We start from the raw sequence: 13,494 nt of genomic DNA on the forward strand, positions 1-13,494 counted from the left end.
TCTTTTCGGTCACTTGATTGACTGCTTGGATTTTGAATTCTTCGGGATAACGCGGGTTGCTCATGGCACCTCCTGATTGGCCTCATTTTAAGGCATGGAGGTGTCTACGAAACCCGGGGCGATTCAGTATTCAGCCAACCTTCTTCACTCAGCCTATCGAGTGGGTTCTCAGCCTGAGCCATCTCAGCAGATTTTGTTAACTGTCTCGACTTTTCCACCCCTATTGGCTTGGCCTTTGGTGTGCTCTCAATCTTCTCCGGCGAGATTTCTGGCCGGGGCATCGGCGTAATACTACGCAACAGCGCCCACCGATCCTGAGCATCATTCACGTCCAGTGTCATCATGCCTTGAAGCTGATCGTCGATCGGCAGCAAGTCCTCGAAGCGGTTTAGCTGCCGAGGGTCTCGGCTACGCAGTGCCGCAAGCGCCGGCTTGAGGATATGCATTTTCGTGTCAGACACTCGTCTGAATGTACTTGGCGTCAGGCACTCCTCACCGCTCTGAATCGCAAAGCGCTGTCCTAGAATCAGCAGCTTCACCAAAAAGTCAGTAACACCTTGGGTCAAATCATAGAGGGTATCGAACAGCTCCGCTGTCAGCGGGCTGTCCTCACGACTCCACTGGTACGTCCAGAGAGACTCGACCATCATCCTCCATAGTCGATCATCCTTCTCGAACCTCTTAAATTCGACAACACCGAGACCGCAGCCTCGCCTGGCGTTTCGTAACACGTCAGAAAAGAGACTGATCATCGAATTGGTGCCAATGAAAACTACCGGGATTCCAATCGAGTTGATCAAATTGACGAAGAAATTGAGCATGTTGTCTTTGCCACCGGTGCGAGCAGAGCGTAGATGCTGAATTTCATCGATCAGAAGAGCACCGACAAAGTAGGTACTCGCGACTTGTTCCATGCGCTGGATGAGGTCAGGTAACCCATATCGCGCGCGATAGCTGTTTGCATATCGGTCTTGGCCAATAGCGTGGTCGACAGCGCGAAAAAATGCCCGACACAGGCCACTGAGTGAACCATCAAATGGACAGTCTAATTTCAACCATGTGATCTGCGTCTGCACGAACGAGCGTCCGGCATAGCGTTGGTGAATGATTGTTTGCGGGTACAAACGAAGAATCGATTCAAGCGCAGTAGATTTTCCAATCCCACTCAATCCAACAAGACTGAATGTGTTTGCGGTTGAGCGAAATCCCTCTGAACTTCTTCCCGTTGAAAGTGAGTGTAAATGCCTGACCGTGTTCGTAGACATAGGATTACGCCCGACATACCCACTTCGCAACAGCGATGAAAACGCTGACTCGAGCTCAAGATGAATTGGGAGAGGCTGAACAATCGAACGAATGCGGTCGATGCAATGAAGCCGAACAGATTTCTCGAGCTGCTTCTCCTCGTCGGGGACCGGAGGGAAATAGGAAATCCTCGAAGCAGCATCGATCTCACAGAGTATTGGAGGTAGCGCTTCAATCAACGGATTTCCTTGAAACTCCAGCACTGGAGAACCTACGTACTTCGCAAAATTCTGAGCACTCTGAGTCATTTGCCACCTCCAGGGCGAAGCCGACTTAGCAGATCAATAACCTCACCGCCACGGCTGCCGGCATAATCGTCAGCAGACCCTGTGCCTTCTTTCGCTGCTAGGTCCCCCTGACTTGTGTTGGCAGCTCTCAGATTTTCAGGCACATACGACTCAGATCGCTCCTGCATGCGCTCGTGAGACCTATTGTTCCGAATGTTGCCAAGCTTCTCCGCCTTCGACCCTGGCTCCAATGTCGACTTTTTCTCTTTTGCTGCATTCGCCACAACGCCCGAAATTGTTGCATCAAGCGCAACTCGACTCGCCAGTTTGGAGTATTTTTTCTCCGGAGACTCTTGCTTAACAATCGCCAGCATATCGATCACTTCCTCGAAGCGAACGCCCCGATACCGCTCTTCAGAATTGCGCAGATCACAGCGTATGAAATGGCGATCTGGCCCCTGAAGCCAGATATGTTCCGTGCAGTTAGGGTCGTACCAACAAGTGATGCTGCTGACTCCTCTGTGGCGGGCACGAGCAAACCAATTCTGCTCAATTGCCCAATCACACACATAGAACATCCCCTTAAACTTGACTCCCCCCTTTTGGACGGAGCCGTTGTCTCGGGGCAGAAGGTGAAGATAGATCAACTCCTCCGATTGGTTATTGGCTTCAATTCGGTCATTTCTCAACGCCCAATTCCAAATGTCCAAGGGGGTAGGCTCGACCTGGTCGGTAATCATCTCTTTAGTGAGCCGATCTGGCTGACGGTTGTGGCGGTTGTAATGAAGAACCCCTTCAATAACGATCTTCGTAAACTCCTCCAGATTCAGCGTGGCATCGAGACGGTTATCGCGCTCCCCCCTTTCTCTAACGCGACTACGCACGGCTCCAGCAATCCAGTGAATTTGCGTTGTGGTATTTAGAACCTTGAATGAGCTTTCCACGATGGCCTTCCAGTCTGGGCGGTAGGGAGGAGCAATGCCCAGATTGATGCGTAGCCCGGTCGCAAGCCCCTCGGCTGCAACGCTAAGCATTTCACCACGGTCAGCGAAAACCTCGTGTGGTAAGTGATGACAAGGCCAATCGGCAGCTTCAATTTCAACGCCATTGGCCGCACAGAAATCCACCTTCGACGTGAACGCGTTATAGAGGGCTTGGCGAGCTCCGTTCCAACTTGGCCCCTCCAACCCCACGAACAACCCTACGATCATTCCCGAAAACGTATCGATGACGACGTACACGACCGGCCGGCCGATGATCCAGTTACGGTTATAACGGCTGACGAGATAGACATCTGCGATGGTGGCATCTATTTCAAATAGGTGACCTGGCCCTCTCAGGCCTTCTCGAACCGTACCAGTCAAAGGTCGATGATCCTTCTGCCAATTGCGCTCGCCAGTGCGGCCTCTCAAAACGGCAATATCGTCGAAAGCTTTGTGGCCCCAGTAAGCAAACTGCTTGGCCGTGGGTAGCTCACCGGCAGGAAGCAACGGAGTATCGTCGTTTTCATCATTGTGCATTGCCTTGACCTTATAAAAGCGCCGAAGCATTTTCACGTAAGCATCCGCGATGGTTCCCACGGTACCTTTCGCAAACAGTGCGAAGCCGATTTTGATGCAGCCTTTGTCGGCCTCAGTGAGCACTTTCGATTGAACCGAAGCTTTCACTCCCTGGAATAGAGCAAGCCGTCCTGGCTTCTGGCCCTCACGGTATTGCCGAGGTTTACCGGGGGCGCCGGCATTCACTCGATCTGCGAGCAAAGCATTGCGTACCTGCCCACCCATCCAATATCGGTACAGCAATCGGTAGATAGTCTTTTTGGGGGTCTCGAGTCGTAGGCTTTGAGCTTTAACCATTTGCCCCATGGCGTTGGGCTGAAAAATATCGTCAGGAGGATCAGTGTCGACCAGGGCTTGGATACGAGCCCAGTTGTTATCCCGAAAAGCTTTTTCCTTATCTGAAAGATCTTCTTCGACCTTCATCATATAAGTCGGAGTAGCTATTGAGACGGTCTTGATATCACCGGAAATCAGCCAGCTTTTCAGCTCAGACAAGCGCATTACCCATGGGCGTTTGGGTGTGCGCTCGATAGTAATCAATACGATCTGATCGCTGCGCTTATCAATCCAAAGAACCCTCACCATTCCCTTCAAGAGATGGGGTTCAGTCAACGCCTCAAGAATGTCGTTCTTGGATAGATCCACCATTTCAACCCACCTTCAAGTCGTGATCTAGATTGCTGGCAGGCCAAACGATGTTGATCGCTGGCAGCGTGCTTTTCATCGAAAGCCGCTCAGCTGTCAGATCCAGTAGGACGTATTTGTTCCAGACCAGGTGCATAAACATCGCTTTGGCGTCGGTGTAGGGAAGAAACAGTGCCCCTGCGATGTGCCGTAAGACACGATCCAAAGGCCATTGGTATGACTGAACTCGACCGAGCTCCTCCAAGAAAGTCTCGATAAGCGGGCGCTGTTGGAGATGCCGTTGGAGGACAGCTGAGTTTCGAAACCAATCAAGATTCTGGATAAGAGTGGCGGGAACGTCTTTCTCAGTGACGATGTTCCAATCCACCCCCCTATCGCTCCAGTAGGCACGTTCGATCTGAAACTTCTCCAACGTGCCTTTCAGCCCTTTCCCGCTCTTGAGTGATTCAGTGTATTTGAGCGTCCGTGCAGCCAACCGCGTGCTTCCGTCAGGCTGGCGAATGGTGAGCAAGAAATCGGTCGTCATCACATATGGCAGCTTGGTGCCTGGATATGTGGGATAGCGAATATTCAGAGAATGAGCAATCGACTGGACTTCTAATTGCGGAAGAATCGGATATTGCTCGCGTATATCCAAAACCTCAGGAGAGAACTCGGTTACCAGCAGGTATCCATATTCAAGATCAGAAAGCAGGTGATGGAGCCGGTTGATCTTTACTCCCTGTACCTTGCGCGACCGGCCATGAGAGGGAACGTCCTGAACCCTTAGCCAAGGCACATACAGCTCCTGACTTCCTTGCCCAAAGCCTTTTTCGATATGCCGATCAATATCGGATTGCATTTTGAAGCTACGACCACGCAAGCCAACCTCCCATACCTTCTGTTGCCTCCACATGTCCCCCAAAATGGATGTGTACAAAAAAGTCCTAGGAAAGAAATATCACTGTGAATAAGTCTGAAGCCTCTCCCAGACTACCCTCTCAGTGAGCTCACATTCCATAATCAGACATATGGTGGAGGACTTCAAAAAAGAAAAGCCCCTGAAATCAGGGGCTTGGGGATTTTGTCAAAATATATTGTTTGTTGTCAGAATATTTTGTCTGTTGTCAAAATGTATTGTCAAAAACCAATTTTGACTTCGCTGTGGATAACTTATTCCACAGTCACTGACTTCGCCAGGTTGCGTGGCTGGTCGACATCAGTGCCCTTGAGCACGGCGACGTAGTACGACAGCAGTTGCAGCGGAATGGTGTAGAGGATCGGCGACAGGATGTCGTGGATGTGCGGCATGTTCACCACGTGGGTGCCTTCGCCGTTGCTCATGCCGGCTTTCTCGTCGGCAAACACGATCAACTGGCCGCCACGGGCGCGAACTTCCTGCAGGTTGGATTTGAGTTTTTCCAACAGCTCGTTGTTCGGCGCCACGGTGACCACTGGCATGTCGTTGTCGACCAGGGCCAATGGGCCGTGCTTGAGCTCGCCCGCCGGATAGGCTTCGGCGTGGATGTAGGAGATTTCCTTGAGCTTGAGCGCCCCTTCCATCGCCACCGGGAACTGCGCGCCACGGCCCAGGAACAGGGTGTGGTGCTTCTCGGCGAACAGTTCGGCGACTTTCTCGACGATACCGTCCATGGCCAGGGCTTCGCCCAGGCGGATCGGCAGGCGACGCAGTTCTTCGACCAGTTCGGCCTCCACGCCTGGGGCGAGGGTGCCGCGGACCTGACCCAGGGACAGGGTCAACAGCAGCAGGCCAACCAGTTGGGTGGTGAACGCTTTGGTCGACGCCACGCCGATTTCACGACCGGCCTGGGTCAGCAGGGTCAGGTCGGACTCGCGCACCAGCGAGCTGATGCCGACGTTGCAGATCGCCAGGCTGGCGAGGAAGCCCAGTTCCTTGGCGTTTCGCAAGGCCGCCAGGGTATCGGCGGTTTCGCCGGACTGGGAGATGGTCACGAACAGGGAATCGGGTTGCACCACGACCTTGCGGTAGCGGAACTCGCTGGCGACTTCGACCTGGCACGGAATCCCGGCCAGCTCTTCCAGCCAGTACCGGGCAACCATGCCGGCGTGGTAACTGGTGCCGCAGGCGACAATCTGCACGTTCCGTACTTTGGCGAACAGTTCAGCGGCTTGCGGGCCGAAGGCCTGGACCAGCACCTGGTTCTGGCTCAGGCGGCCTTCCAGGGTGCGCTGGACCACGGACGGCTGCTCGTGGATTTCCTTGAGCATGAAGTGCCGGTACTTGCCCTTCTCGGCCGATTCGGCGTTGTCGCGGTACTGCACCGACTCGCGTTCCACGGCCTGGCCGTCGATATCCCAGATCTGCACGCTGTCACGGTGGATTTCGGCGATATCGCCCTCTTCCAGGTACATGAAGCGGTCGGTGACCTGACGCAATGCCAGTTGGTCGGAGGCGAGGAAGTTCTCGCCCAGGCCCAGGCCGATCACCAGCGGGCTGCCACTGCGGGCGGCCACCAGGCGATCCGGCTGCTGGGCGCTGATCACGGCCAGGCCATAGGCACCGTGCAGTTCCTTGACCGTGACCTTGAGGGCGGCGGTCAGGTCGGGCTGGTCCTTGAGCTTGTGGTTGAGCAGGTGGGCGATGACTTCGGTATCGGTGTCCGAGGTGAACACGTAACCCAGGGCCTTGAGCTGTTCGCGCAGGGCTTCGTGGTTTTCGATGATGCCGTTGTGCACCACCGCCAGGTCGCCGGAGAAATGCGGGTGGGCGTTCCGCTCGCACGGGGCGCCGTGGGTGGCCCAGCGGGTGTGGGCGATGCCCAGGCGGCCGACCAGCGGCGCGGTTTCCAGGGCCTGCTCCAGCTCGCTGACCTTGCCCGGACGACGCATGCGCTCCAGCGTATTGTCGTGGGTGAAGACTGCCACACCGGCGCTGTCATAGCCGCGGTATTCAAGGCGCTTGAGGCCTTCGAGCAAGATGGCGGTGATATTACGTTCCGCAACGGCGCCGACAATTCCACACATGCTATTTCTCCTGGCTGACTGCCGCGCAAATCAAGTGTATGCCGCGGGCCTGAATCTGATCGCGCGCTTCGATGGGCAGGCGATCATCGGTAATAAGGGTATGGACGCTGCTCCATGGCAGCTCCAGGTTCGGGATCTTGCGTCCGATCTTGTCGGATTCGACCATCACGATCACTTCGCGGGCCACATCGGCCATGACCCGGCTGAGGCCGAGCAACTCATTGAAGGTGGTGGTACCACGCACCAGGTCGATGCCGTCGGCACCGATGAACAACTGGTCGAAATCGTAGGAGCGCAGGACCTGCTCGGCCACTTGCCCCTGGAATGACTCGGAATGGGGGTCCCAGGTTCCGCCGGTCATCAACAGCACGGGCTCGTGTTCCAGTTCGCTCAGGGCGTTGGCCACGTGCAGGGAGTTGGTCATGACCACCAGGCCAGGCTGCAGGCCTAGTTGGGGAATCATGGCCGCCGTGGTGCTGCCGCTGTCGATGATGATGCGCGCATGCTCGCGAATCCGCTGCACGGCGGCGCGAGCGATGGCCTGTTTGTAATGGGAGACCGGCTGGCTGGGATCGCTGACCAATTCTTGGGGCATGGTGATTGCGCCGCCATACCGTCGTAACAGCAGGCCATGGCTTTCCAGCGCGGCCAGATCCTTGCGAATCGTCACTTCCGAGGTTTCGAAGCGTTTGGCCAACTCATCCACACTGACTTCACCCTGCTCGGTGAGCAAGGCAAGGATGTTGTGTCGGCGGAGGGGCGTGTTGCGTTTCGACATGGCGGGGTAAGTTTCGTTTCGAAAGATAACGAAAGCAATCAAAACCTATCAGCGAAACTTCGTCAAGCGGGAGAAGAAAAAAAGCTTCGCGGGCAAGCCTTGCTCCTAGGAGGAGCGGGCTGACCCGCGAAGTGGATGGATCATGACGCTGTGGATAAATCAGACCTTCTTGATCTTCTCCGGGCGTTTCCAACCGTCGATATTTTTCTGTCTGGCCCTGGCCACTGCCAGTTGGGACTTATCCACATTGGCGGTGATGGTCGATCCGGCCGCGGTGGTTGCACCGGCCGAGATATCCACAGGCGCTACCAACGAGTTGTTGGAGCCGATGAACACGTCTTCGCCCAACACAGTTTTCCACTTGTTGGCGCCATCGTAGTTGCAGGTGATGGTGCCCGCGCCGATGTTGCTGCGGGCACCGATTTCAGCGTCGCCCAGGTAGGTCAGGTGGCCGGCCTTGGCGCCTTCGCCCAAGTGGGCGTTTTTCAGTTCGACAAAGTTACCCACATGGGCCCTCGCCTCCAGGACGGTACCCGGACGCAGACGGGCGAACGGGCCAGCGTCGCTGCCTTCACCCAGAATGGCGCCATCTATGTGACTGTTGGCTTTGACCACCACGCCTTTGCGCAGGGTGCTGTCCTTGATCACGCAGTTCGGACCGATCACCACGTCGTCCTCGATGACCACGCGACCCTCGAGAATCACGTTGATATCAATCAGCACATCCCGACCGACGGTCACTTCGCCGCGCACGTCAAAGCGTGCCGGATCGCGCAATGTCACCCCTTGGGCCATCAGTCGACGGCTGGCGCGCAGTTGGTAATGACGCTCCAGTTCGGCGAGTTGCTTGCGGTCGTTGGCGCCCTGCACTTCCATGGCGTCGTGGGGTTGTTCGGTAGCGACCACCAGGCCATCGCCGACGGCCATGGCAATCACGTCTGTCAGGTAGTACTCGCCCTGGGCGTTGTTGTTGGACAGCCGGCTCATCCAGTCACCCAGACGCTCGAAAGGCACCGCGAGAATCCCGGTGTTGCCTTCGGTGATAGCCCGCTCGGCCTCGTTGGCGTCTTTCTGTTCGACGATGGCCGTGACCTTGCCGGCCGCGTCGCGCACGATGCGGCCATAGCCCGTCGGGTCGTCCAGCTCGACCGTCAACAAGCCCAGCTGTTGGGGCGCCACGTGAGTCAGCAGGCGTTGCAGGGTCTCGACTTCGATCAGGGGCACGTCGCCGTAGAGAATCAATACGGTGTCGGCCGTGATGAACGGCACCGCCTGGGCCACGGCATGGCCAGTGCCCAGTTGCTGGTCCTGCAGGACAAAGTTCAGGTCATCCGCCGCCAGGCGCTCTCGCACGGCGTCGGCGCCGTGGCCGATCACCACATGAATGCGCTGTGGCTGAAGCTGCCGGGCGCTGTGGATAACATGGCCAAGCATCGAGTTGCCTGCCACCGGATGAAGCACTTTGGGCAAGGCTGAACGCATGCGAGTGCCTTGACCTGCGGCGAGGATAACGATTTCTAGTGACATGACTGGCTACCAATCCTGGGTGGTCAGCGGCTGCGACCAAGAGGTGAATTGCAAAAAAAGAAAAAGGGTAGCCGAGGCTACCCTTTTTAATCAATCACACAACAAGCGGGAGGCTATTAGCCGCCGAACTTCTTGCGGATCTGCTGGACGGTGCGCAGCTGAGCTGCGGCCTCGGCCAGACGTGCGGAAGCGGAACCGTAATCGAACTCCGCGCCGCGTTCATGCAGGGCCTTCTCGGCAGCCTTGACGGCTTCCTGAGCGGAGGCTTCATCCAGGTCGGCAGCACGTTGCACGGTATCGGCAAGTACCTTGACCATGTTCGGCTGAACCTCGAGGAAACCACCGGAGATGTAGAACACCTCGGGCTCCCCGCCTTGCTTGATCAGGCGGATCGGACCCGGTTTCAGATTAGTGATCAGCGGCGCGTGACCCAGGGCGATACCAAGATCACCTAGTGCACCGTGCGCAATCACCATCTCGACCAGGCCGGAAAAGATTTCTCCTTCCGCGCTGACGATGTCGCAATGGACTGTCATAGCCATCTGATTGCCTCAACCTAAATTAGCGCCCGTCGCCGGGCGCCTGGATTACAGTTTCTTGGCTTTCTCGATCGCTTCTTCGATGCCGCCAACCATGTAGAACGCTTGTTCTGGCAGGTGGTCGTAGTCACCGTTGAGGATGCCTTTGAAGCCAGCAATGGTGTCTTTCAGGGAAACGTATTTACCCGAAGCACCGGTGAAGACTTCAGCCACGAAGAACGGCTGCGACAAGAAACGCTGGATCTTACGAGCACGGTTTACCAACTGCTTGTCGGCTTCCGACAGCTCGTCCATACCCAGGATCGCAATGATGTCCTTCAGTTCTTTGTAACGCTGCAGAACATACTGTACGCCGCGAGCGGTGTCGTAGTGGTCCTGACCGATCACGTTCGGATCCAGCTGACGCGAAGTCGAGTCCAGTGGGTCTACCGCTGGGTAGATACCCAGGGAAGCGATGTCACGGGACAGAACGACGGTGGCGTCCAAGTGGGCGAAGGTGGTCGCTGGCGACGGGTCAGTCAAGTCATCCGCTGGTACGTATACCGCTTGGATCGAGGTGATCGAACCGTTTTTGGTCGAAGTGATGCGCTCTTGCAGAGTGCCCATCTCTTCAGCCAGGGTCGGCTGGTAACCTACTGCAGAAGGCATACGGCCCAACAGTGCGGATACTTCAGTACCGGCCAGGGTGTAACGATAGATGTTGTCGACGAACAGCAGAACGTCGTTACCTTCGTCACGGAACTTCTCGGCCATGGTCAGGCCAGTCAGTGCTACGCGCAGACGGTTACCCGGCGGCTCGTTCATCTGACCGTAAACCAGTGCCACTTTGTCCAGAACGTTGGAGTCCTTCATCTCGTGGTAGAAGTCGTTACCCTCACGAGTACGCTCACCCACACCGGCGAACACGGAATAACCGCTGTGCTCGATGGCGATGTTACGGATCAGTTCCATCATGTTTACGGTTTTGCCTACACCGGCACCACCGAACAGACCGACTTTACCGCCCTTGGCGAACGGGCAAACCAGGTCGATAACCTTGATGCCGGTTTCCAGCAGGTCGTTGCCGCCCGCTTGTTCCGCGAAGGTTGGCGCAGGACGGTGAATGCCCCAGCGCTCTTCGGTGTCGATTGGACCTGCTTCGTCGATCGGGTTGCCCAGAACGTCCATGATCCGGCCCAGGGTCGCTTTACCGACTGGTACGGAGATGGCTGCGCCGGAGTCGACGACGTCCAGACCACGCTTCAAGCCCTCGGTGGAGCCCATCGCAATGGTACGAACCACGCCGTCGCCCAGCTGTTGCTGAACTTCCAGAGTGGTTGCGGCCGCGCTTTGAACTGTCAGCGCGTTGTAGATGCTCGGTACGCTGTCGCGTGGAAATTCCACGTCGATAACGGCGCCGATGATTTGAACGATACGTCCGCTACTCATAGCTGGATCCTCTGAATATTTGAACCGTTAAACCGCGGCAGCGCCGCCGACGATTTCCGAGATCTCTTGGGTGATCGCAGCCTGACGCGCCTTGTTGTAGATCAGCTGCAAATCGCTGATCAAGTCACCGGCGTTGTCGGTAGCGTTCTTCATTGCGATCATCCGCGCCGCTTGTTCAGCTGCGTTGTTCTCGACCACCGCCTGGTAGACCTGCGACTCCACGTAACGGACCATCAAGCCGTCCAGCAGCTCCTTGGCATCCGGTTCGTAGAGATAGTCCCAGTGGTGCTTGAGTCCTTGATCCGGGGTTGCCACCAGCGGAATCAACTGCTCCACGGTAGGCTGTTGCGTCATGGTGTTGATGAACTTGTTGGATACCACGCTCAGGCGGTCGATACGGCCGTCCAGGTAGGCATCCAGCATCACCTTGACGCTGCCGATCAGATCATTGATCGATGGTTCTTCACCCAGGTGGCTGATAGCTGCTACGACGTTACCGCCGAAGTTGCGGAAGAAAGCCGCACCCTTGCTACCAACAACACACAGATCGATCTCGACGCCATTTTCGCGGTTTACCGCCATGTCCTTGACCAGGGCCTTGAACAGGTTGGTGTTCAAGCCACCACACAGACCACGGTCACTGCTCACTACCACGTAACCGACGCGCTTGATTTCACGGTCGATCATGAAGGGGTGGCGATATTCCGGGTTGGCGTTGGCCAGATGACCAATAACCTGGCGGATGCGCTCCGCGTAAGGACGGCTAGCAGCCATGCGCATTTGTGCCTTGCGCATTTTGCTGACCGCCACTTTTTCCATGGCGCTGGTAATCTTTTGCGTGCTTTTGATGCTCGCAATCTTACTGCGAATCTCTTTTGCGCCTGCCATGTAACACCTATCAGGTTAGCAAGCGGGAGCCTTGCGGCTCCCGCTGCGGCTTACCAGGTTTGGGTGGCCTTGAACTTCTCGATACCGGCTTTCATGCCAGCGTCGATTTCGTCATTGAAGTCACCCTTCACGTTGATCTTCGCCATCAAATCGGCGTGATCGCGGTTGAAGAAAGCAATCAGCGCTTGTTCGAAGCTGCCGATCTTGGCGATTTCAACGTCAGTCAGGAACCCACGCTCAGCGGCATACAGCGACAGCGCCATGTCAGCGATCGACATTGGTGCGTATTGCTTCTGCTTCATCAGCTCGGTAACGCGCTGACCATGCTCAAGTTGCTTACGGGTCGCTTCGTCCAGGTCAGAAGCGAACTGGGCGAATGCCGCCAGTTCACGGTACTGAGCCAGAGCGGTACGGATACCACCGGAGAGCTTCTTGATGATCTTGGTCTGAGCGGCACCACCCACACGGGATACCGAAACACCGGCGTTCACAGCAGGACGGATCCCGGAGTTGAACATGGCCGATTCCAGGAAGATCTGACCGTCGGTGATGGAAATCACGTTGGTCGGAACGAACGCGGAAACGTCGCCAGCCTGGGTTTCGATGATCGGCAGTGCGGTCAGGGAACCGGTTTTGCCGGTCACTGCGCCGTTGGTGAACTTCTCTACGTATTCTTCCGAAACGCGGGATGCGCGCTCCAGCAGACGGGAGTGGAGATAGAACACGTCGCCTGGGTAAGCTTCACGGCCTGGTGGACGGCGCAGCAGCAGGGAAATCTGGCGGTAAGCCACTGCTTGCTTGGACAAATCGTCATAAACGATCAGCGCGTCTTCACCGCGGTCGCGGAAGTATTCGCCCATGGTGCAACCGGAGTACGGTGCCAGGAACTGCAGTGCTGCAGATTCCGAGGCGCTCGCAGCCACGACGATGGTGTTAGCCAGTGCGCCGTTTTCTTCCAGCTTGCGAACCACGTTGGCGATGGTCGATTGTTTCTGACCGATCGCTACGTAGACGCAGAAGATGCCGCTGTCTTTCTGGTTGATGATCGCGTCGATCGCCAAAGCGGTTTTACCGATCTGACGGTCACCGATGATCAGCTCACGCTGGCCACGGCCGACTGGGATCATGGCATCGACAGCCTTGTAGCCAGTCTGTACAGGCTGGTCTACCGACTTACGCCAGATCACGCCTGGAGCAACTTTCTCGACCGCATCGGTCTCGGTGTTGTTCAGCGGACCTTTGCCGTCAACTGGGTTACCCAGTGCATCGACTACGCGACCCAGCAGTTCCTTACCAACCGGAACTTCGAGGATGCGGCCGGTGCACTTGGCGCTCATGCCTTCAGCCAGGGACTGGTATGCGCCCAATACAACGGCACCTACGGAGTCCTGCTCCAGGTTGAGAGCCATACCGAAGACGCCGCCCGGAAACTCGATCATCTCGCCGTACATGACGTCGGCCAGACCGTGAATCCGCACGATACCGTCAGATACGCTGACGACAGTGCCTTCGTTACGGGCTTGGGAGGTCACATCGAGCTTTTCGATGCGGCCCTTGATAATTTCACTTATTTCGGAAGGATTGAGTTGCTGCATTGCTCTGCTGCCCCTTCA

General features: G+C 56.4%; 10 protein-coding genes. All 10 read right to left on the reverse strand.

All coding sequences use genetic code 11. The features are described 5' to 3' along the window. Window positions 1-104: 104 nt before the first annotated feature. Window positions 105-1,553 carry an ATP-binding protein gene (locus AACY45_RS19935; RefSeq protein ID WP_339547062.1) on the reverse strand — a complete coding sequence of 483 codons (1,449 nt, stop codon included), beginning with the start codon at window positions 1,551-1,553 and terminating at the stop codon, window positions 105-107. Further along, window positions 1,550-3,739 carry a Mu transposase C-terminal domain-containing protein gene (locus tag AACY45_RS19940; RefSeq protein ID WP_339547063.1) on the reverse strand — a complete coding sequence of 730 codons (2,190 nt, stop codon included), beginning with the start codon at window positions 3,737-3,739 and terminating at the stop codon, window positions 1,550-1,552. The genes AACY45_RS19935 and AACY45_RS19940 overlap by 4 nt, the downstream gene beginning before the upstream one ends. 1 nt (window position 3,740) lies before the next feature. Further along, complete coding sequence (locus AACY45_RS19945) at window positions 3,741-4,598, reverse strand: TnsA endonuclease N-terminal domain-containing protein (RefSeq protein ID WP_339547064.1); 858 nt, start codon at window positions 4,596-4,598, stop codon at window positions 3,741-3,743. A 290-nt stretch (window positions 4,599-4,888) separates the two neighbouring features. Continuing rightward, window positions 4,889-6,721: a glutamine--fructose-6-phosphate transaminase (isomerizing) gene (gene glmS / locus AACY45_RS19950; protein ID WP_339547065.1), complete on the reverse strand. Its 1,833-nt coding sequence runs from the start codon at window positions 6,719-6,721 to the stop codon at window positions 4,889-4,891. A gap of 1 nt (window position 6,722) precedes the next feature. Further along, the gene (locus AACY45_RS19955; protein WP_339547066.1) at window positions 6,723-7,499 is read right to left on the reverse strand and encodes a DeoR/GlpR family DNA-binding transcription regulator; all 777 of its coding nucleotides are present in this window, start codon (window positions 7,497-7,499) and stop codon (window positions 6,723-6,725) included. 159 nt (window positions 7,500-7,658) lie between these two features. After that, the gene (gene glmU / locus AACY45_RS19960; RefSeq protein ID WP_339547067.1) at window positions 7,659-9,026 is read right to left on the reverse strand and encodes a bifunctional UDP-N-acetylglucosamine diphosphorylase/glucosamine-1-phosphate N-acetyltransferase GlmU; all 1,368 of its coding nucleotides are present in this window, start codon (window positions 9,024-9,026) and stop codon (window positions 7,659-7,661) included. A 116-nt stretch (window positions 9,027-9,142) separates the two neighbouring features. Next, the gene (locus tag AACY45_RS19965) at window positions 9,143-9,568 is read right to left on the reverse strand and encodes a F0F1 ATP synthase subunit epsilon (protein ID WP_166588885.1); all 426 of its coding nucleotides are present in this window, start codon (window positions 9,566-9,568) and stop codon (window positions 9,143-9,145) included. A gap of 45 nt (window positions 9,569-9,613) precedes the next feature. Next, on the reverse strand, window positions 9,614-10,993 hold the full coding sequence (gene atpD / locus AACY45_RS19970) for a F0F1 ATP synthase subunit beta (RefSeq protein ID WP_339547068.1): 1,380 nt from the start codon (window positions 10,991-10,993) through the stop codon (window positions 9,614-9,616). 27 nt (window positions 10,994-11,020) lie between these two features. Beyond that, a complete protein-coding gene (gene atpG / locus AACY45_RS19975) occupies window positions 11,021-11,881 on the reverse strand; it encodes a F0F1 ATP synthase subunit gamma (protein WP_042556891.1) in 861 nt (286 codons plus the stop codon). 50 nt (window positions 11,882-11,931) lie between these two features. Next, window positions 11,932-13,476, reverse strand: coding sequence for a F0F1 ATP synthase subunit alpha (gene atpA, locus AACY45_RS19980; protein WP_339547069.1), 1,545 nt, complete (start codon window positions 13,474-13,476; stop codon window positions 11,932-11,934). Window positions 13,477-13,494: the final 18 nt, after the last annotated feature.

The organism is Pseudomonas sp. RA_35y_Pfl2_P32 (assembly GCF_963970735.1).
GTDB lineage: Bacteria > Pseudomonadota > Gammaproteobacteria > Pseudomonadales > Pseudomonadaceae > Aquipseudomonas.

Bases quoted from the DNA above. Each gene is read 5' to 3' on its own strand.
- AACY45_RS19940 (WP_339547063.1), bottom strand. From the start codon at position 3,739: ATGGTGGATCTATCCAAGAACGACATTCTTGAGGCGTTGACTGAACCC.
- atpG (WP_042556891.1), bottom strand. From the start codon at position 11,881: ATGGCAGGCGCAAAAGAGATTCGCAGTAAGATTGCGAGCATCAAAAGC.
- AACY45_RS19965 (WP_166588885.1), bottom strand. From the start codon at position 9,568: ATGGCTATGACAGTCCATTGCGACATCGTCAGCGCGGAAGGAGAAATC.
- atpD (WP_339547068.1), bottom strand. From the start codon at position 10,993: ATGAGTAGCGGACGTATCGTTCAAATCATCGGCGCCGTTATCGACGTG.
- AACY45_RS19955 (WP_339547066.1), bottom strand. From the start codon at position 7,499: ATGTCGAAACGCAACACGCCCCTCCGCCGACACAACATCCTTGCCTTG.
- atpA (WP_339547069.1), bottom strand. From the start codon at position 13,476: ATGCAGCAACTCAATCCTTCCGAAATAAGTGAAATTATCAAGGGCCGC.
- AACY45_RS19935 (WP_339547062.1), bottom strand. From the start codon at position 1,553: ATGACTCAGAGTGCTCAGAATTTTGCGAAGTACGTAGGTTCTCCAGTG.
- glmS (WP_339547065.1), bottom strand. From the start codon at position 6,721: ATGTGTGGAATTGTCGGCGCCGTTGCGGAACGTAATATCACCGCCATC.
- glmU (WP_339547067.1), bottom strand. From the start codon at position 9,026: ATGTCACTAGAAATCGTTATCCTCGCCGCAGGTCAAGGCACTCGCATG.